Annotated in this window: 14 protein-coding genes and 1 pseudogene; 6 read left to right on the top strand and 9 right to left on the bottom strand. The window is 63.7% G+C overall.

Going from position 1 to position 20,252, the window contains the following annotated elements:
- Nucleotides 1-84: 84 nt before the first annotated feature.
- Entirely contained in the window at nucleotides 85-3,582 is a 3,498-nt protein-coding gene (gene mfd / locus FJ417_RS09750; protein WP_140783245.1) for a transcription-repair coupling factor, read from the bottom strand.
- 13 nt (nucleotides 3,583-3,595) lie between these two features.
- Nucleotides 3,596-3,883: a succinate dehydrogenase assembly factor 2 gene (locus FJ417_RS09745; protein WP_140646163.1), complete on the bottom strand. Its 288-nt coding sequence runs from the start codon at nucleotides 3,881-3,883 to the stop codon at nucleotides 3,596-3,598.
- 93 nt (nucleotides 3,884-3,976) lie between these two features.
- Between FJ417_RS09745 and recG the strand changes: the two genes are divergently transcribed.
- A complete protein-coding gene (gene recG, locus FJ417_RS09740; RefSeq protein ID WP_140783244.1) occupies nucleotides 3,977-6,085 on the top strand; it encodes an ATP-dependent DNA helicase RecG in 2,109 nt (702 codons plus the stop codon).
- Here the strand turns inward: recG and FJ417_RS09735 are convergent.
- The 6 genes and pseudogenes from FJ417_RS09735 to FJ417_RS09710 form a co-directional block, all read right to left on the bottom strand.
- On the bottom strand, nucleotides 6,037-6,789 hold the full coding sequence (locus FJ417_RS09735) for a DUF502 domain-containing protein (protein ID WP_140783243.1): 753 nt from the start codon (nucleotides 6,787-6,789) through the stop codon (nucleotides 6,037-6,039). The two genes, recG and FJ417_RS09735, sit on opposite strands and share 49 nt — an antisense overlap.
- Before the next feature lie 84 nt (nucleotides 6,790-6,873).
- On the bottom strand, nucleotides 6,874-7,173 hold the full coding sequence (locus FJ417_RS09730; RefSeq protein ID WP_140627430.1) for a HigA family addiction module antitoxin: 300 nt from the start codon (nucleotides 7,171-7,173) through the stop codon (nucleotides 6,874-6,876).
- A 238-nt stretch (nucleotides 7,174-7,411) separates the two neighbouring features.
- Nucleotides 7,412-7,700: pseudogene (locus FJ417_RS09725) on the bottom strand (GIY-YIG nuclease family protein).
- A gap of 171 nt (nucleotides 7,701-7,871) precedes the next feature.
- Complete coding sequence (glmS, locus tag FJ417_RS09720) at nucleotides 7,872-9,695, bottom strand: glutamine--fructose-6-phosphate transaminase (isomerizing) (RefSeq protein WP_140783242.1); 1,824 nt, start codon at nucleotides 9,693-9,695, stop codon at nucleotides 7,872-7,874.
- 233 nt (nucleotides 9,696-9,928) lie between these two features.
- Nucleotides 9,929-11,296: a bifunctional UDP-N-acetylglucosamine diphosphorylase/glucosamine-1-phosphate N-acetyltransferase GlmU gene (glmU, locus tag FJ417_RS09715; protein ID WP_140783241.1), complete on the bottom strand. Its 1,368-nt coding sequence runs from the start codon at nucleotides 11,294-11,296 to the stop codon at nucleotides 9,929-9,931.
- Between the two features lie 145 nt (nucleotides 11,297-11,441).
- Nucleotides 11,442-11,879, bottom strand: a complete 438-nt coding sequence (locus tag FJ417_RS09710) for a nuclear transport factor 2 family protein (RefSeq protein WP_140646170.1) — start codon at nucleotides 11,877-11,879, stop codon at nucleotides 11,442-11,444.
- 229 nt (nucleotides 11,880-12,108) lie between these two features.
- On the opposite strand from FJ417_RS09710, the gene FJ417_RS09705 reads away from it, so the two are divergent.
- On the top strand, nucleotides 12,109-13,236 hold the full coding sequence (locus FJ417_RS09705; RefSeq protein ID WP_140783240.1) for a hypothetical protein: 1,128 nt from the start codon (nucleotides 12,109-12,111) through the stop codon (nucleotides 13,234-13,236).
- Between the two features lie 26 nt (nucleotides 13,237-13,262).
- Here the strand turns inward: FJ417_RS09705 and FJ417_RS09700 are convergent, their stop codons facing one another.
- Nucleotides 13,263-14,009 (bottom strand): cytochrome c biogenesis CcdA family protein, encoded by a 747-nt coding sequence (locus FJ417_RS09700; RefSeq protein ID WP_140651167.1) that lies wholly within the window; start codon nucleotides 14,007-14,009, stop codon nucleotides 13,263-13,265.
- A 165-nt stretch (nucleotides 14,010-14,174) separates the two neighbouring features.
- On the opposite strand from FJ417_RS09700, the gene FJ417_RS09695 reads away from it, so the two are divergent.
- The 4 genes from FJ417_RS09695 to FJ417_RS09680 all read left to right on the top strand — a co-directional run bounded on the left by FJ417_RS09695 (nucleotide 14,175) and on the right by FJ417_RS09680 (nucleotide 20,218).
- A complete protein-coding gene (locus FJ417_RS09695) occupies nucleotides 14,175-14,552 on the top strand; it encodes a hypothetical protein (RefSeq protein ID WP_140651169.1) in 378 nt (125 codons plus the stop codon).
- A gap of 343 nt (nucleotides 14,553-14,895) precedes the next feature.
- Nucleotides 14,896-17,463, top strand: coding sequence for a type I DNA topoisomerase (gene topA, locus FJ417_RS09690; RefSeq protein ID WP_140651170.1), 2,568 nt, complete (start codon nucleotides 14,896-14,898; stop codon nucleotides 17,461-17,463).
- Nucleotides 17,464-17,468: 5 nt separating this feature from the next.
- Nucleotides 17,469-19,775, top strand: coding sequence for a ribonuclease R (gene rnr, locus FJ417_RS09685; protein WP_140783239.1), 2,307 nt, complete (start codon nucleotides 17,469-17,471; stop codon nucleotides 19,773-19,775).
- Nucleotides 19,775-20,218 (top strand): DUF983 domain-containing protein, encoded by a 444-nt coding sequence (locus tag FJ417_RS09680; RefSeq protein ID WP_140783238.1) that lies wholly within the window; start codon nucleotides 19,775-19,777, stop codon nucleotides 20,216-20,218. Before rnr ends, FJ417_RS09680 begins: the two co-directional genes overlap by 1 nt.
- Nucleotides 20,219-20,252 lie beyond the last annotated feature (34 nt).

Below are 20,252 nucleotides of genomic sequence, written 5' to 3'. Positions count from 1 at the left end.
TGCGCTCGTTCTTTCGGGTGGGTTACTATTTCCTTGCGAGGGTGCGCCTGCCGCTGCAACAGGCCGCAGGCCTGGTTCACGTGCCTATGCGGCCTTGTCGACGAGCCGGGCCAGTTGCGTCATCACCACCGCCGATCCCGCCAGGCGTTTTTCGGCATTCGGCCAGTCGCGCATGAAGACGACGCTATGGTCGGCGCGGATCTTGGCCAGCGAGCCCTGCTCGCCGATGAACTTGACCAGCCCGACCGGATTGGGGAACTCGCGCTTGCGGAAATGGATGACGACGCCCTTGGGCCCGGCATCGAGCTTCTCGACATTGGCCTTGCGGCAGAGCGCCTTGATGAAGACGATCTTCAACAGATGCGTCACCTCTTCCGGCAGCGGCCCGAACCGGTCGATCAGCTCGGCGCCGAAGCCGTCGATCTCCTCCGTGGTTTCGAGATCGCCGAGGCGCCGGTAGAGCGCCATGCGGAGCTGCAGGTCCGGCACGTAGCTTTCCGGGATCATCACCGCGGTGCCGACCGCGATCTGCGGCGACCAGCCGCCGTCCTGCGCCTCGCCGGTATCCTTCACCTCGGCCACCGCCTCTTCCAGCATCTGCTGGTAGAGCTCGAAACCGACCTCCTTGATATGGCCCGACTGCTCTTCGCCCAAAAGATTGCCGGCGCCGCGGATGTCGAGGTCGTGGCTGGCGAGCTGGAAACCGGCGCCCAGCGTATCGAGCGACTGCAGCACCTTCAGCCGGCGCTCGGCCGTATCGGTGAGCTTGCGGTTGGCCGGCAGCGTGAACAGCGCGTAGGCGCGCACCTTGGAACGGCCGACGCGGCCGCGCAGTTGGTAGAGCTGCGCCAGGCCGAACATGTCGGCGCGATGGACGATCAGCGTGTTGGCGGTCGGGATATCGAGCCCGGATTCAACGATGGTGGTCGACAGAAGCACATCGTACTGGCCGTCGTAGAAGGCGTTCATGATGTCGTCGAGCTCGCCCGGCGGCATCTGGCCATGCGCCACCGCCACCTTCAGCTCCGGCACGGATTCCTTCAGGAAATCATGGATTTCCGAAAGGTCACTGATCCGCGGCACGACATAGAAGGAATGGCCGCCGCGATAGCGCTCGCGCAGCAGCGTCTCGCGGATGACCAGCGGATCGAAGGGCGAGATGAACGTGCGCACCGCCATGCGGTCGACCGGCGGCGTCGCGATCAGCGACAGTTCGCGCACGCCGGTCAGCGCCAGTTGCAGCGTGCGCGGGATCGGCGTCGCCGAAAGCGTCAGCACATGCACGTCGGACTTGAGGTCCTTCAGCCGCTCCTTGTGCTTGACGCCAAAGTGCTGCTCCTCGTCGATGATCAGCAGGCCGAGACGCTTGAACGAGATCGAAGACCCAAGCAGCGCATGCGTGCCGACGACGATGTCGACCGTGCCCTTGGCAATGCCCTTCTTGGTTTCCGCCAATTCTTTTGAGCCCACCAGGCGCGACGCCTGCGCGATGCGGATCGGCAGGCCCGAAAAGCGCTGCGAGAAGGTCTTGAAGTGCTGCCGCGACAACAGCGTCGTCGGCACCACGACCGCGACCTGGAACCCTTCCATGGCCGCGATGAAGGCGGCGCGCAGCGCCACTTCCGTCTTGCCGAAGCCAACGTCGCCGCAGACCAGCCGATCCATCGGCTTGCCGGCGCCGAGATCATCCATGACGGAATCGATCGCCGTCTGTTGGTCGTCGGTCTCCTCATAGGGGAAACGCGCCGCGAACTCGCCATAAAGCCCTTCGGCCGGGATCATAGCGGGCGCTGCACGCATCTGCCGCTCGGCGGCGATGCGGATCAATTGCCCGGCCATGTCGAGCAGGCGCCGCTTCAGCCGCGCCTTGCGCGCCTGCCAGGCGCCGCCACCCAGCTTGTCGAGCGTCGCTTCGGCCGAATCGGAGCCATAGCGCGACAGAAGCTCGATATTCTCGACCGGCAGGAACAACCGGTCGTCGCCGGCATAATGGATTTCGAGGCAGTCATGCGGCGCACCGACCGCTTCGATGGTGCGCAAGCCGATGAAGCGGCCGATGCCATGGTCGGCATGGACGACGATGTCGCCCGCCGACAGCGACGAGGCCTCGGCGATGAAGTCGGAAGCCTTCTTCTTGCGCTTCGAACGCCGGATCAGCCTGTCGCCAAGGATATCCTGCTCGGCAACGACGACCATATCGTCGGTCTCGAAACCGGATTCGAGCGGCAGCACGGCAAGACCAGCCTGCCCCGGTTCCAGTTTTTCAACGTCGGCAAGCGTCGCGACCGGCTTCAGGTTGCCGAGGTGATGTTCGGCGAGGATCTGGCCAAGACGGTCGAGCGAACCTTCCGTCCAGCCGGCGACGATGACGCGGCGGCGCGCGGCGCGCTCGTCGGCAATGTGTTTTACGACGACGTCGAAGACATTGATGTTCGGGTCGGCGCGCTCCTCGGCAAAACTGCGGCCTTGCCGCGAGCCGCAGTGGAAAACCTTCTTGGCGCCGACATCCGGCGAGTCGAAGACCGTGAAGTCGATGTCTTCGCGCGGACCGAGCGAAGCCTTGAGATTGTCCGGCGACAGATAGAGCAGGTCCGGCGCCACCGGCTTGTAGGGCACGGCGTCCTTCAGCGCGCTGTCGGCCTGTTTCCGGCGCGCCTCGTAGTGGTCGAGGATCAGCGTGTGGCGCTCGGCCAGCGCCTCATGCGCCAGATGGTCGAAGACGACAGGCGCATCCGGCAGATAGTCGAACACCGTCTCCAGCCGCTCGTAGAAGAAGGGCAGCCAATGCTCCATGCCTGCGAAGCGCCGGCCTTCGCTGACCGCCGCATAGAGCGCGTCGTCGCGCGACGGCGCGCCGAAAGCCTCGATATAGGAGCGGCGGAAGCGGCTGATCGTTTCGGGCGTCAGCGCCACCTCGCTCATCGCCTGCAGCGACATCGACTTGCGCTGCCCGGTGGTGCGCTGTGTCGCCACGTCGAAGACGCGGATCGATTCCAGCGTGTCGCCGAAGAAATCGAGGCGCAGCGCCTCGCTCCAGCCCGGCGCGAAAAGGTCGAGAATGCCGCCGCGCACCGCGAATTCGCCAAGGCCGCGCACCGTCGGCACGCGCTCGAAGCCGGAGATCTCGAGCCGCGCGATCAGCGCGTTCATGTCGATCTGGTTGCCCGGCTTGGCATGGAAAGTCTGCGCTTGGATCAGCTCGGCCGGCGGGATGCGCTGCAACAGCGCATTGGCGGTGGTGAGGATCACGGCGCGATGCGGCTTCTTCGCCAGCGCGATCATGGCCGAAAGCGCGTCGAGCCGTCGCGCAGCGGCATCGGCGCCGGGCGAAACGCGGTCGTAAGGCAGGCAGTCCCATGCCGGCAGCTCCAGCACCGGCAGGCCGGGCGCGGCAAAGGCGAGCGCCTCGATGATCGCCGGCAGCCGCTGGCCGTCGCGCGCGACGAACAGCACCGGCTTGTCGGGCGCGATCTCCTGCGCCGTCTGCACCAGGGCGAAGGCTTCGTAGCCGTCGGCGACGCCGTCGACGATGAACTGACCGGCGCGGCCCTTGGGCAGGCCAATGGAAGGAATGAGGCTCATGAATATGCGTTTTTCAAAATGTCATGGTCCGGCGCGACGCCAGGATCTTCCGCAGAACCGCGCAGTCGATATCGGGCGGAACCGGGCGTTCGCCGGTGACCATCGGCAGGAATTCGGTGTCGGGGATTTCGAGAAGCCTCTCATATTGGTCGATTTCATCGCCGGTCAAGGCGCCGATCTCGGCGTCGGCGAAGGAACCGAGGATCAGGTCCATCTCGCGCATGCCGCGATGCCAGGATCGGAACAGAAGCTTGCGGCGGCGGGCGTCGAGCCCCTCGCTTGATCGCTGTGTTCCGGTCATGTCGCCGCATCCCTGTCCAAAGCGGCGCATATAGCGTGGATAGAGGGCGGTGTCAGCCTTTGCGCTGCCGCCGTCGCGACATAAGCTGACAGGATGCGTCCCACCATCCTCGATCCCCTGTTCGTTCCGATTACCTCGCTTGCCGGCGTCGGCCCGAAAGTCGGTCTGCTGATCGAGCGTGTGGTGCCGGCCGATCTCGGCGACCGCGCCGCGCGCGCGGCCGACCTTCTGTTCGTTCTGCCCAACACCGTGATCGACCGCCGCAACCGGCCCGGCATCGCGCTTTCGGCCGAGGGCCAGATCGTCACGCTCGAAGTGCGCGTCGACCGCCACCAGCCGCCGCCGCGCGGCAACAGGTCGGTGCCCTACCGGGTCTACGCCCATGACGACACCGGCGAGGTCGCGTTGACCTTCTTCCATGCCCATGCCGCCTATCTCGAAAAGGCAATGCCGGTTGGTGAGCATGTTGTCGTGTCCGGCCGCATGGAGTGGTTCAACGGCTGCCCGACCATGGTCCATCCAGATCATATCGCTTTGGCCAGCGAGGCCGACGGCCTGCCCTTGGTCGAGCCTGTCTATCCGCTGACCGCCGGGCTGTCGGCCAAGGTATTGCGCCGCGCCATCGGTCAGGCGCTGGGCCGCCTGCCGGAGCTGCCGGAGTGGCAGGACGACGCCTTCATGCGGCGCCAGACCTTCCCCGCCTTTGGCGATTCGCTCGCCCGTGTCCACCATCCGGCGGATCCGATCGACGTCGCCGTCGAAGGCTCGGCCTGGCGGCGCCTTGCCTATGACGAATTGCTGGCCGGTCAGGTGTCGCTCGCGCTGGTGCGGGCAAAGGTGCGACGCCTGTCAGGACGGCCGCTGGTCGGCGACGGCAGCATCGTCGAGAAACTGCGCGCGGCCCTGCCCTACAAGCTCACACCCAGCCAGGAATTCGCGCTTGGCGAAATCAACGCAGATCTTGCCGATCCCGAACGCATGCTGCGCCTGCTGCAGGGCGATGTCGGCTCGGGCAAGACGGTGGTGGCCCTGCTTGCCATGGCGCGCGCGGTCGAGGCCGGCGGCCAGGCGGCGCTGATGGCGCCGACCGAAATCCTGGCGCGCCAGCATCTGGCGACCATCGCGCCGCTGGCGGAGAAAGTCGGCCTGCGCCTTGCCATTCTGACCGGGCGCGAAAAGGGCCGCGAACGCACGGAGACTCTTGCCGGTCTTGCCAGTGGCGCGATCGACATCGTCGTCGGCACGCATGCGCTGTTCCAGGAAAGCGTGACGTTCCATGATCTCGTGCTGGCCGTCGTCGACGAGCAGCACCGCTTCGGCGTCCACCAGCGCCTGGCCATCACCGCCAAGGGCGACGCGCCCGACATGCTGGTGATGACGGCCACACCCATCCCGCGCACGCTCGTGTTGACCGCCTTCGGCGACATGGACGTCTCGAAGCTGACCGAGAAGCCGGCCGGCCGGCAGCCGATCCGCACCGTGACCTTGCCGATGGAGCGGCTGGACGAACTGGTCGGACGCATGCGCGATGCGGTCGCCGAGGGGCAAAAAATCTACTGGATCTGCCCGCTGGTCGAGGAATCCGAAGAAATCAAGCTGATGTCGGCCGAGGACCGTTTCGCTTCGCTGAAACCACTCTTCGGCGACCGGATCGGCCTGGTGCACGGTCGCATGAAGGGTGCGGAGAAAGATGAGGCGATGCGCGCCTTCAAGCAGGGCGAAACGCGCATCCTGATCGCCACCACCGTCATCGAGGTCGGCGTCGACGTGCCTGACGCGACCATCATGGTCATCGAGCATGCCGAACGCTTCGGCCTTGCCCAGTTGCACCAGTTGCGCGGCCGGGTCGGGCGCGGCGACAAGCCGTCCTCCTGTGTGCTGCTCTACAAGGAGCCGCTCGGCGAGACGGCCAAACGCCGGCTTTCGGTGATGCGCGAGACCGAGGACGGCTTCAAGATCGCCGAGGAAGACCTGAAACTGCGCGGCGAAGGCGAATTGCTGGGCACGAGGCAGTCCGGCACGCCCGGCTTCCAGGTGGCGCGGATCGAATTCCATGCCGACCTGCTGGAAGCGGCACGAGACGACGCGCGGCTGATCCTGTCGCGCGACCCGGAATTGCAGTCCGAGCGCGGCGAGGCGCTGCGCCTGCTGCTTTACCTGTTCGGCCGCGACGAGGCGGTGCGGCTGCTGCGCGCCGGCTGAGCGCCGAGCGGCGGATTGGCGAGCGGTCCTTCGACCGGTTCGCCATTCAGCGTCACCAGCTTGGCCTTGACCTCCGGCGCCACCATGCCGGCCGAGACGATCAGCTTGGCTCCGTCCTCGATCGACATGTCGAGCGGCACGATCTCCGATTTGTGCACATACATCAGGAAGCCGGTGGTCGGATTGGGCGTGCAAGGCATGAACACCGCGATCAGCGGATCGCCTTCCTGGTCGAGCTTCTGGTTGATCTCGGTCTCCTTCTCGCTGGCGACGAAGACCAGCGACCACACGCCCTTGCGCGGATATTCGACGAGGCCCACCTGGCGGAACATGTCGCCCTTGTTCGACAGCACCGTCTCGAAGATCTGCTTTAGCGAGCCGTAGATGCCCCTCACCAGCGGCATGCGGCCAAGCAGCCTTTCGCCGAAATTGACGATGGCGCGGCCGACGATATTCGCCGTCAGGAAACCGATCAGCGTGATCAGCACCAGCGCCACGATCAGCCCGAAGCCCGGAACCGGGAACGGCAGATAGGTGTCGGGATTGTAGCGGACCGGAATGTAGGGCTTCACCCAGGAATCGACCCAACCGATCAGCGACCAGGCGATGTAGGCCGTGATCGCCAGCGGCGCGCAGACCACAAAGCCGGTCAGGAAATAGTTCCTCAGCCGGGTCATGCCAGAGGTCTTCAGGGGGTCGGACATGGGTTCACCGCGGCGCAGGTTGCGTCGCTAAGATTAGTGAACCGCGAGCCGCTTTGGAACTGCGAAGTTTTTAAAGAGCGCTGGTCATGCCGCTGTATCCAGCGGCACGATCTTCTCGAGTTCCGATGCTATTTTGCTCGCTTCGATCTCCAACTCATAGGCCTTCTGGAAGTTCATCCAGAACTCGGGCGTGGTGTTGAAGAACCTGGCGAGGCGAAGCGCCGTATCCGGAGTAAGACCGACCTCCTCCTTGACGATGCGTTCGATCCGGGTGCGCGGAAGATTAAGCTTCTTCGCAAGCACGCCGGCACTCATGCCGAGCGGCACCAGATACTCCTCGCGCAGGAATTCTCCGGGGTGGATGGGGCGTGCAAATTTGAGCATAACCCAGTATCCTCAAAGGTTAGGCGGGCGGCCCTCCTCGCGACATGTACCATGCTATGATACAGAGCCAAGATCACAGCTCTTTACGTTCCAAACGGAAGCTGCTTCCGTTCACGATTAGCCGAAACATCCTTTCCTTCGTCATCCACGGGCGGAGCAAGGAGCGAAGCGACGCGCGTAGATCCGAGGATCCATTCCGTGACGTTTGCGGCGGATCAAATCATTGCAGAATTAGGCGCTACCACCCCGTGCCGCGGAAAAGCTCGAACCACTCTGGAGTTAGCCTTCTCGATTAGTTCGATCTTCCATTGGCGCGGCCAGCGTTTCAGCGACGTCTCGCGTTGGATGGCGTCTCGGATGTCGAAATATTCCTCGTACCAGACCAGGCGTTGCACACCATAGCGCCCGGTAAAGCGCGAGCCTTCGCCGGATCTGTGCTCCGGCATCCGACGGCTAAGATCGTTTGTGACCCCGATGTAGATGGTGCCGCGCTTCTTGCTCGCAGTCATATAAACATAACCCGTCATGCATGACGGATAACGGATGGATGATCACGCGACCATTCTGATGGGTTGCATTCTTTGGCTTGCGCCACGGAATGGATCCTCGGGTCTGCGCAGGAGCTTCGCTCCTGCTCCGCCCGTGGATGACGAAGTGGGGCCGTTGGCGTCATCCGCAACTTGCAACGGTAGCGAAACCTACTCCACCGTCACCGACTTCGCCAGATTGCGCGGCTGGTCGACGTCGGTGCCCATGAAGACGGCGGTGAAATAGGCCAGCATCTGGATCGGCAGGGCGTAGATGATCGGCGAGATGATCTCCGGCACTTCGGGCAGGATGATCGTCTCCATCGTCTTGATGCCTGCCTGCGCGGCGCCCTTCGCGTCGGTGATCAGGATGATCTTGCCGCCGCGCGCCGCCACTTCCTGCATGTTCGAGACCGTCTTTTCGAAGATGCGGTCATGCGGCGCGATGACAATCACCGGCATGTTCTCGTCGATCAGCGCGATCGGCCCGTGCTTCAGCTCGCCGCCGGCATAGCCTTCGGCGTGGATGTAGGAAATCTCCTTGAGCTTCAGCGCCCCTTCCATGGCAAGCGGGAAATTGGTGTCGCGGCCGAGATAGAGCACGTCCTTGTAGCGCGACAACTCACGCGAGATGCGTTCGATCTGCTCGTCGAGCTTCAGCACCTGGGTGGCGAAGCGCGGTGCCTCGGAAAGCTCGCGCACCAGCCGCTTTTCCTCGTCGCGCGAGATCGTGCCGCGCGCCACGCCTGCGCGCACCGCCAACGAGGCCAGCACCGACAGCTGGCAGGTGAAAGCCTTGGTTGAGGCGACGCCGATCTCCGGCCCGGCAAGTGTCGGCAGCACGACGTCGGATTCGCGAGCCATGGTCGATTCGCGCACATTGACCACCGCGCCGATCTTCATGCCGGCCTGGCGGCAATAGCGCAGCGAGGCCAGCGTGTCGGCCGTCTCACCAGACTGCGAGATGAAGAAGGCCGCGTCGTTGGCCGACAGCGGCATCTCGCGATAGCGGAATTCCGAGGCGACATCGATATCGATCGGCAGCCGTGCATAGCGCTCGAACCAGTATTTCGAGATCAGCCCGGCGAGATAGGCGGTCCCGCAGGCCGAGAGCGCCAGGCGGCCGATTTTGGCGAAGTCGAACGGTAGGTCGAGCGGCTTCGACACGCCCGAGACGAAATCCACGTAATGCGCCAGCGTGTGCGAGATCACCTCCGGCTGCTCATGGATTTCCTTTTCCATGAAATGCCGGCGGTTGCCCTTGTCGACCATGAAGCTGGTCGACAGCGATTGCTGGCGCTTGCGGTCGACCTTGTTGCCGTCGATGTCGTAGATCGCAACGCTTTCGCGGCGCACCACCGCCCAGTCGCCGTCCTCGAGATAGGTGATCGAGTTGGTGAAGGGCGCCAGCGCGATCGCGTCCGAGCCCAAAAACATCTCGCCATCGCCATGGCCGACGGCCAGAGGCGGACCATTGCGGGCGCCGACGATCAGGTCCTCGTCGCCCTTGAACATGATCGCCAGCGCGAACGCGCCGGAGAGCCGCTTCAGCGCCGCATACGCGGCTTCCACGGGCTTCAGCCCCTTGGCGAGCTCGCGCGCCACCAGATGCGCGACGACCTCCGTGTCGGTCTGCGAGGCGAAGCTGTAGCCGTCGCGGGTGAGCTCGTCGCGCAGCTCGGCGAAATTCTCGATGATGCCGTTGTGGACGATGGCGACGCCTTCGGAAAAATGCGGATGCGCGTTGGTCTCGTTGGGCACGCCATGCGTTGCCCAGCGCGTGTGGCCGATGCCGATCGTGCCGTCGAGCGGTTCGTCCTTCAATCGGCGTTCGAGGTTGACGAGTTTGCCTTCGGCGCGGCGGCGGCCGAGCTCGCCCTTCTCGATGGTGGCGACACCGGCCGAGTCGTAGCCGCGATATTCAAGCCGCTTCAGCGCATCGACGATGAGCGGCGCGACTTGGCTTCGGCCGACGATTCCAACGATACCGCACATGCGATAGCCCCCGATTCCGAGCGGAAAACCCGGCGTTATCTAGGGACTGCCGGTTTGCCGCGAAAGTCACTTTGCGTTTCGTTCCGTGTCAGCGGAACGGTTCTTTGCCAGTGCACAATGCCAGACTGCGCTTGCAATCCGGTTACCTGAACCACTCGGGTTTTCAGGGCCCTGGTTTCCACTCGTTCATATCTGACCGAGTTGCAACCGCCTCCGCAAGGAAGCGCTGAAAATCATTCCGCCGCTTTCTTCCTCGCCGCGGCGGCCGAGGCGAAGCGCTCGCGCAGTTCCTTGCCCTTGCCGGGGATCGTCTTTTGGCGGGCGCGGCCAAAGGCCAGAGCGTCGTCCGGCACGCTCTCGGTGATCACGCTGCCGGAGGCGATATAGCCGCCCTTGCCGATCGTGACAGGCGCCACCAGCGAGGAATTCGAGCCGACAAAGGCCCCCTCGCCGATGTCGGTGAAGAATTTCGAGTAGCCGTCATAATTGCAGGTGATGGTGCCCGCGCCGATGTTGGCCGCGGCACCCACGCGCGCGTCGCCGATATAGGTCAGGTGGTTGACCTTGGCGCCCTCCTCGATCGTCGCCTGCTTGACCTCGCAGAAATTACCGACCTTTGCCTTGTTTCGAAGATCGGCGCCGGGCCTGAGCCGCGCAAACGGCCCGACATCGCAGTTCGAGGCGATCGTCGCGCCCTCGATATGGCTGAAAGCGTGGATCTTGGCGCCCGACGCGATCCTGACGCCCGGGCCGAACCAGACATTCGGCTCGACGATCGTGTCGGCGCCGATTTCGGTATCGTGCGAGAAATAGACAGTTTCGGGCGCGATCAGCGTAACGCCGGAAAGCATGGCCTCGCGCCGCCGCCGCGCCTGCCAGATCGATTCCGCCTCGGCAAGCTCGGCCCGGTTGTTGATGCCTAGCGCGCTTTCGAAGCTGGCTTCCGTCGCCACCACATCGAGGCCTTCCGCGCCGGCGATCTCGACGATGTCGGTGAGGTAGAACTCGCCCTTGGCGTTCTTGTTGCCGACCTTGTCGAGCAGCCGCAGCGCATGCTTGCCCGCCACCGCCATCATGCCGGCATTGCAGAAGCCGATCTTCTTTTCCGCCTCGGAACAGTCCTTCTCCTCGCGGATGGCGACGAGCTTGCCGCCCTTTTCGATCAAACGGCCGTAGCCGGTCGGGCTTGGCGGACGAAAGCCGATGACGGCGACGGCAGCGCCCTCCGCCAGCTTCTGCCGCGCAGCCGCCAGCGCCTGCGCATCGATCAACGGCGTGTCGCCGAACATGACGAGAATATCGTCATAACCCTTTGATATCGCTTCGCGAGCAGCAAGCACGGCATGCGCGGTGCCGAGCCGCTTCTCCTGCACGAACGTTTCCGCCTTGGGCGCGAATTTCTGCGCCGCGTTGCGCATCTCGTCGGCGCCGTGGCCGATCACCAGCGCCACGCCGGTTGCACCGGCAGCCTCGGCGGCCTTCACGACGTGCGCCACCATCGGCAGGCCGGCAATGGCGTGCAGCACCTTGGGCGTGGCGCTTTTCATGCGCGTGCCCTCGCCGGCGGCGAGGATGACGGACAGGCAGGATCTCTGGCTCATATAGGGGCAACCGTATGAAAAGGTTTGGTATCAAGGCACACTTAGCATTGGCGCTATGCTGCACCAATGCGGTTAAATTCCGGTGAGATGGTGGAGCGGCTGACTCTTAATCAGCTGGTCCACGACCAAATCCGACGGGCAGAGCTTACAACAGCCCGTGCTTATTGAATTCCGCCTGCTCGTCGCCGGCGATCCAGCCAAACACCTTCAGGCTGCCTTCGCGCCTTTCGACGAGATAATCGACTTCGAAATCGATGGTCACGAGCCTTTTGTCCTTGCGTTCGTATTCGCCCGACCACTCTACCTTGGCCACGCAACGGTCCTGATCGATGGCCGTCACCGAGACATCCTTGCAGGTCATCGTCTTGCTGCCCATCGCCCGATAGGCTTCAAAACCCTTCCTCATCGTATCTTGAAATTTCTTGCCGTTCTCGCCGACCATGACGCCAGCCGGGGTGACCGAGACAAATCCGGTCGAATACATCGCTCCAAAATCGTCCATGTCGACATTGCCGGCGATCGCGTCGTTGTAGACCTTCTCGTAGGTCTTGAAGAACTTTTGCACGTCCGCCTTGGCTACCATTATCGCCTCGCTATCGGTGTTGTGCTTGCGATTCGGCAACGTCGGCTTTTCGGCATCGTTCCGATCTGGGTATCAAGCCAACCGCCCATGCACAAAATTTTCCAACAGTTTCTCAGTGGTCCTTGGTATTGCAGAAATTTCGGGAAAAAGTTTGTGTTAGATACCGTCGTCATCATTCATCTGGTCGCCCCGTTTATGGCGCCGGCGTGCACTGAAGGAAAGGCTTCAGATGTTGAGCCACGGCTTTGAAGCTTTCGCCGTGTTTATTTTTTTCATTTTCATATCGATCTGTCCGGGCACGGCTCGGGCCGATTACACCACTCCGCATGCCGAGGTTGTTTGCCAACCCGGCCGTAACGTCGCGCTGATCCGCTTTACCCTGACGATGGACGAAGATCCGGTCGGGTATCGCCGACTGCCCACCAGCGTCGATCAGGGATTATCGGCGACGCCTACCACGGGTCGATCGAATTGCACCATGGTCAATGGCTGGACGATCCGCCTCCGTGATGGGCAAGACCAGGCTTTTGGGTATGGTCAGGGCGGCGCCGATCCGCCAGCCTTCTTCAGCCTTTGGATTGCGAAGCGAAAGATTTTTTCGCGCAAAGAGTGGAAGCCTAGCTACGCGACGGACAAAAAGCGCTGGCTGATCGGGATGGTGATCAGGCCGGATCGGCTTAGCTATTGTCATGTCGTCGGAGACGAGGCGCCGGACAAGGGACCCATTGTCTGCCTGGATGAGCCTTTCCAACTGAACCGGTACAAGGTCGATCGCGTCGAATATGCGCCGTCGGGTCGCCGGCCACCGGTTGGCACCATATTGCTGACGCATGGAACGACTGAGCCGCGTCTTTGTCGAAAATTCCTGCGTCTTCGACAGGAAGGATTTGAGAACGTCAGCACCTCCACGAACGACAACGCCAACGTCTTTCCCACGGACACCGCGCAGCAAGATCTCGACATCAAGGTGGCGACGATCGAGGTCTCGCCCGGCGTGCGTCGCAAGCTTGTCCGCTGGAGTGGAACCAATCATTATTTCGACGGCGATGTCATGCTCTTGGCGCCGCTCGCAGCTGATCCATCGACAGTCCTGAAAGAGAGTATGCTTGACGACGGCGACACGTTTTCGGACGAATTGCCCTCGGGATGGAGCGTCATATCAGGCCAACTCCCCCGCCTCTACCCGAATGTAAGCCGGCGCTACGTGCACTTCGATACGCAGCGGATCGATGGACGGCTTTACTTGCTGGCCCAACCTTCCAACCGGGACCAGCGCCCCACCGCTGTCCTCGTCCGGCCGCTTGCTGATGGGTTCAAGACCATTTGCGTTTTCCAGCGTGTCGAGCCTCATTTCTGACGACTCACAAAACGGGCGCCGGACCGCTACCCCAGCCGTCCCAGCACCGGAAAATTCTCCAGCAGCCAATACGACGCGCTCTGCACGCCGCCGGTCAGGAAGAACACGCCGGCGACGACCAGCAGCGCGCCGATCGCCTTTTCCACACGGCCGAGATGGACGCGGAATTTGCCGAGGAAACGCATGAAGGCACCGGAAAACAGCGCCGCGATCAGGAACGGGATGCCTAGACCCAGCGAATAGGCGGCAAGCAGCAGCGCGCCCTCGCCAACGGTCTCGCGCCCGCCGGCTAAAGTCAGGATCGGCCCCAGCACCGGGCCGATGCAAGGCGTCCAGCCGAAGGCGAAGGCCAGCCCCATGACATAGGCCGCGATCATGCTGGCAGGCTTGCCCTGCGACTGGAAGCGCGCCTCGCGCGACAGGAGCGGAATGCGCAGGATGCCGAGGAAGTTGAGGCCCATGATGATGATCAGCACGCCCGCCGCCATCGCCAGCGGCTCCTGCCAGACGCGCAGCAGGCGGCCGATGGTCGAGGCGCCGGCCCCGAGCGCCACGAAGACGGAGGAAAAGCCGAGCACGAAGGCGAGCGAAGCGTAGAGCAGCGCGCCACGCGCGCCTTCCTTTGCCGTTACGCTTTGGTTGCCGCGGAAATCGTCGACCGAAACGCCGGCCATGTAGCAGAGATAGGGCGGCACCAGCGGTAGCACACAAGGCGACAGGAAAGAGATCGCCCCTGCTCCGACCGCGCTGACATAGCCGATGTCCAATGCCATCCAATGAGTCCCGATTGTGCTGGCGTCGATATAGCGATGCAGGCGCGCGCCTGCCAATCACCATTGTGTGGCACGTCGCCGCTTCGCCAAGGAAGAAATAGCCGCGCCAATGCGTTGTCGGAATAGGCGCGCGATTGCCGTGCGCTCGTTCTCAGGGAGATTGTCATGAAATCGATCGCACTCGGGTTTGCCGCCCTACTGCTCGGCACTGCAGCGTCCCATGCCGCCGAAGCATGGAAGGAAGCTGAAGTCGGCGGCAAGAAGATCTATACCGACGCCAAAGGCATGACGCTTTACACGTTCGACAAGGACAAGAAGGGTAAATCCAGCTGCTACGACAAATGCGCCGCCAACTGGCCGCCGCTGAAGGCCGAGGCCGGCGCCAAGGCCGACGATGAATGGACGATCGTCGACCGCACCGATGGCAGCAAGATGTGGGCCTATGACGGCAAGCCGGTCTATACCTTCGTCAAGGACAAGAAGGCCGGCGACATGACCGGCGAAGGCGTTGCCGGCGCCTGGCACGTCGTCAAGGCAGATTGAGTTTCTCCCACCGCTGGCATGCGGAAGACTGCCTGGCCGCCGAATTGGTTTGATTTGGCGGCCAGGGATCTTTCCGGGCGGGGCCAGCGCCTCGTCACTGTCCCTCGACTCGACTGGCCGGCACAGGCCGTCCCGGCGTGATACGAGGCGCGCACGCCTCCATCCCCAAAAAATGTGATCTTTGCCATACACTCTAAGAGTGTATTGCCGGCGGCCGCTTCCCAAATTGCCCGCCTCCCCTTGACCGATTGCAAAAGCGCGGCCATGTGAGCGACGAAAAGAGTGGGATTTCGTCGTGCATCGCGGAGTTCTTCCGCCACCTCACAGCTGATTAAGAGACCTCATGGACGTCGTCGTCGTCGAATCGCCGGCCAAGGCGAAGACAATCAACAAATATCTGGGCAAGAACTATAAGGTCCTGGCCTCCTTCGGCCATGTCCGCGATCTGCCGGCCAAGGACGGCTCGGTCCGCCCTGACGAGGACTTCGCCATGTCCTGGTCGGTCGACACCGCGTCGGGCAAGCGCCTCGCCGACATCGCCAAGGCGGTCAAGGATGCCGACGGGCTGATCCTCGCCACCGACCCGGATCGCGAGGGCGAGGCGATTTCCTGGCATGTGCTGGAAGTCCTGAAGCAGAAGCGCGCGCTGAAGGACAAGCCGGTCAGCCGCGTCGTCTTCAACGCCATCACCAAGGCCTCGGTGCTCGATGCCATGGCCAATCCGCGCCAGATCGACGCGCCGCTGGTCGACGCCTATCTCGCTCGCCGCGCGCTCGATTATCTCGTCGGCTTCACGCTCTCGCCGGTGCTGTGGCGCAAGCTGCCGGGCGCCCGCTCGGCCGGCCGCGTGCAGTCGGTGGCGCTGCGCCTGGTCTGCGACCGCGAATCCGAGATCGAACGCTTCATCCGCGAGGAATACTGGCAGATCGCTGCCATCCTCGACACGCCGCGCACGGACAGTTTCGAAGCGCGGCTGACCGCCTTTGCCGGCAAGAAGCTGCAGAAGCTCGACATCGCCAACAAGGCTCAGGCCGACGACATCAAGGCGATGCTGGAGGGCGCGACCTTCAAGGCGTTGTCGGTCGAGGCCAAGCCCACCAAGCGCAATCCCGGCCCGCCCTTCACCACCTCGACGCTGCAGCAGGCCGCCTCCTCCGGGCTCGGCTTCTCGGCCACGCGCACCATGCAGGTGGCGCAAAAGCTCTATGAAGGCATGGATGTCGGCGGCGAGACCGCCGGCCTCATCACCTATATGCGAACCGACGGCGTGCAGATGGCGCCCGAGGCGATCGAGGCTGCCCGCAGCGCCATCGTCAGCGAGTTCGGCGCGAAATACCTGCCGGAAAAGCCGCGTTACTACACCACCAAGGCCAAGAACGCCCAGGAAGCGCACGAGGCGATCCGCCCGACCGATTTCAACCGCACGCCTCAATCGGTCAGGCAGTATCTCGACGCCGACCAGGCCCGCCTCTATGAGCTGATCTGGAAGCGCGCCATCGCCAGCCAGATGCAGCCGGCCGAGATCGAACGCACCACGGTCGAGATCGAGGCGGTCAATGGCGCTCGCACTGCTGAGCTTCGCGCCGTCGGTTCAGTTATCCGCTTCGACGGCTTCATCGCCGCCTATACCGACCAGAAGGACGAGGACGCGGAGGACGAGGAGAGCCGCCGTCTGCCCGAGATCCGTTCCGGCGAGCAGCTCGCCCGTCAGGCGATCAACGCCACCCAGCACACCACCGAGCCGCCGCCGCGCTACTCCGAGGCGTCGCTGATCAAAAAGCTGGAAGAGCTGGGCATTGGCCGGCCGTCGACCTACACCGCGATCCTGAAGACGCTCGAGGATCGCGACTACGTCACCATCGACCGGCGCAGGCTGGTGCCGCAGGCCAAGGGCCGGCTGCTCTCTGCCTTCCTCGAAAGCTTCTTCGAGCGTTATGTCGAGTATGATTTCACCGCTTCGCTCGAGGAAAAGCTCGACGAGATTTCCGACGGCAAGCTCGCCTGGAAGGACGTGCTGCGCGACTTCTGGAAGGATTTTTCCGGCGCCGTCGACGACATCAAGGAACTGCGCGTCACGGACGTGCTCGATGCGCTCAACGAAGAACTGGCGCCGCTTGTCTTCCCGGAACGCGAGGACGGCTCCAACCCGCGCATTTGCCCGAAATGCGGCTCAGGCAACCTTTCGCTGAAACTCGGCAAGTTCGGCGCCTTCGTCGGCTGCTCGAATTATCCGGAGTGTTCCTACACCCGCCAGCTCGGCGACGCCGCCAACCCCAATGGCGAGAACGGCAATGGCGACGACGGCGTCAAGCTGCTCGGCAAGGATCCTTACACCGCCGAGGAAATCACGCTGAGGAGCGGCCGTTTCGGGCCCTATATCCAGCGTGGCGAAGGCAAGGAGGCCAAGCGCTCGAGCCTGCCCAAGGGCTGGACGCCCGAGTCGATCGACCACGAAAAGGCGCTGGCGCTGCTGGCCCTGCCGCGTGACGTCGGAAAACATCCCGAAACCGGCAAGATGATCTCGGCCGGCCTCGGGCGCTACGGCCCGTTCGTGCTGCATGACGGCACCTATGCCAATCTGGAAAGCATCGAGGACGTGTTCTCGATCGGTCTGAACCGCGCCGTCTCGGTGATTGCCGAGAAGCAGCAGAAGGGCAAGGGCGGCCGCAATGGCGGCACCGCCGCGGCGCTCAAGGAGCTTGGCGACCATCCCGACGGCGGCGGCAAGATCGTCGTGCGCGACGGCAAATACGGGCCCTATGTCAACTACGGCAAGGTCAATGCGACGCTGCCCAAGGGCAAGGATCCGCAATCGGTGACGATGGAAGAGGCGCTCACCCTGATTGCCGAAAGGGAGGCCAAGGGCGGAGGCGGCAAAAAGCCCTTCCGCAGGGCGGCGAAGAAGGGATAGCGGACGTGGCGCGCAGGATCTCCGGAAGAAGCCACGGCGATCCGCGCCACGCCGACACCAGGGCCAAGGTCAAAGACGACTATCGACCTTCTCGCGACGAAATCCTGCGCTACATCGCCGAAAATCCCGACCGCTCGGGCAAGCGCGAGATCGCCAAGGCCTTCGCGTTGCGCGGCGAGGATCGCATCTGGCTGAAAGACCTGTTGCGCGACCTGCAGGACGAAGGCCTCCTCAACAAGGAGCGCAAGCGACTCACCCGCGCGGGCGCCGTGCCTCATGTCGCGGTGCTCGACATTTTCGGCCGCGACGATGACGGCATGCTTCTGGCGCATCCGAACGAATACACTGGCAACGGCTCGCCGCCCGTCATCGCCATTCGCATTTCGCGCGGCGCCAACGGCCCGGTGCCCGGCATCGGCGACCGCGTGCTTGCCAAGACCTTCCCGACCGACGATCCGTCAGGCCCCGCCTATACCGGGCGGGTGATGAAGGTCTTCGAGAAGCGCAGCGATGCGGTGCTCGGCGTCTTCCGCGTACTGAAGGATGGCACGTTCCGCATCGAGCCCGTCGAACGGCGCCAGCCGGAACTGATCGTCGACAAGGAATTCCAGAACGGCGCCAAAAACGGCGACCTGGTCGAGGTCGAGCCGGCGCGGGCATCCCGTTACGGACTGCCCAGGGCGAAAGTGCTGGCGGTGCTGGGATCGCTGAGCAGCGAGAAGGCTGTCTCGATGATCGCCATCCACGCCCACGACATTCCCCATGTCTTTCCGGCGGACGTGATTGCCGAGGCCGAAGCGGTGAAGCCGGCGACGCTCGATCACCGCGAGGATTGGCGCAACCTGCCGCTGGTGACCATCGATCCGGCCGACGCGAAGGACCATGACGACGCCGTCTTCGCCACGCCCGATGCGGACGAGAAGAATCCCGGAGGCGTCGTCGTCACCGTGGCGATCGCCGATGTCGCCGCCTATGTGCGCTATGGCACGCCGCTCGACCGCGAAGCCTTGAAGCGCGGCAATTCGGTCTATTTTCCGGACCGCGTCGTGCCGATGCTGCCCGAACGCATCTCCAACGATCTCTGCTCGCTGCGCGAAGGCGAGGACAGGCCGGCCATCGCCGTGCGCATGACCTTCTCCTCGGAAGGCCGCAAGCTCAGGCACTCCTTCCACCGCGTCATGATGAAGTCGGCCGCCAAGCTCGCCTATCCGCAGGCGCAGGCCGCGATCGACGGCGTGCCCGACGACAAGACGCGGCCGATCCTCGATGGCGTGCTGAAGCCGCTCTGGGACGCCTACGCGGTGCTGAAGCGCGGCCGCGACGCCCGCCAGCCGCTGGAGCTCGACCTGCCGGAGCGCAAGATCCTGTTGAAGCCCGACGGCACGGTCGACCGGGTCACCGTGCCGGAGCGACTCGATGCGCATAAGCTGATCGAAGAGTTCATGATCCAGGCCAATGTTGCCGCCGCCGAAACCCTGGAGGGCAGGAAAGAGCCGCTCGTCTATCGCATCCATGACGCGCCGTCGCTCGCCAAACAGGAATCGCTGCGCGAGTTCCTGCAGACGCTCAGCCTGTCCTTGGCGCGCGGCGCGCAGATGCGGCCTAGCCAATTCAACGGCATCCTGGAGCGGGTGCGCGGCGCCGACAACGAGGCGCTGGTCAACGAAGTGGTGCTGCGCTCGCAGAGCCAGGCCGAGTATTCGCCGAAGAATATCGGCCATTTCGGCCTCAACCTCAGGCGCTACGCGCATTTCACCTCGCCGATCCGCCGCTATGCAGATCTGATCGTGCACCGCGGATTGATCGCGGCGCTTGGTCTGGGTCCCGGCGGCTTGACGCAGCAGGAGGCGGACAGGCTGGAAGAGGCCGCCGCCCTGATCTCGGCCACGGAACGCCGCGCCATGGCCGCCGAGCGCGATACGGTCGACCGGCTGATCGCCGCCTATCTCGCCGAGCGCGTCAACGACACGTTCGACGCGCGCATTTCCGGCGTCACCAAGGCGGGGCTCTTTGTCCAATTGCCGCAGTACGGCGCCGACGGCTTTATTCCGGTGTCAACTCTGGGCGGCGACTACTATATCTATGACGAAACCGCCCGATCGCTGTTCGGGGAACGCACCGGCAAGGGCTTTCAGCTTGCCGACCGCGTCGAAGTCCGGTTGGTCGAGGTCGCGCCGATGGCCGGTGCGATGCGTTTCGAGATGCTGACCGACCCGAAGCCCTTGCCCGGCTCAAAGCGGTCGTTCCACAAGGCCAAAGGCCGCGCCCGCGCGTCGCAATCGCGCGTCGGTCCGCGCGGCAGGAGAAGATGATGCCAGGCGATTTGCGGGTGGAAGAACAAGTTTTCGGCGGCGAGCACCACTCAGGCCGCGGCGCGCGCCCGCTGTGGGCGGCGATCAAGCGCGGCATGCTCGGCCGTTGCCCGCATTGCGGCAAGGGAAAGTTGTTCCACGCTTTCGTGAAGCCCGTGGACAAGTGCGAGGTCTGCGGCGAGGAACTGCACCACCATCGCGCGGACGACCTGCCTGCCTATCTGGTTATCGTCATCGTCGGCCATATCGTGGTTGGCTCATTCATGGCGGTGGAGGCCGCCACCACGCTCTCGACCTGGCAGCACGCGCTGATCTGGGTGCCGTTGACCATCATTCTCGCGCTCGTGCTGCTGCAGCCGGTCAAGGGCGCCGTCATCGGCCTGCAATGGGCGCTTTATATGCACGGCTTCGGCGACGAGAAAGACGAATTCGAGAGCCATTGATAAGCCAGGTCACGCCGCTGCCGGCCCTGGTGCA

Origin of the sequence: Mesorhizobium sp. B3-1-7, from assembly GCF_006439385.1 — a bacterium.
In the GTDB taxonomy this organism is placed as follows: Bacteria; Pseudomonadota; Alphaproteobacteria; order Rhizobiales; family Rhizobiaceae; genus Mesorhizobium.
The sequence above is the reverse complement of the archived record's forward strand: the minus strand, read 5'-3'. Positions and strand labels throughout refer to the sequence as shown.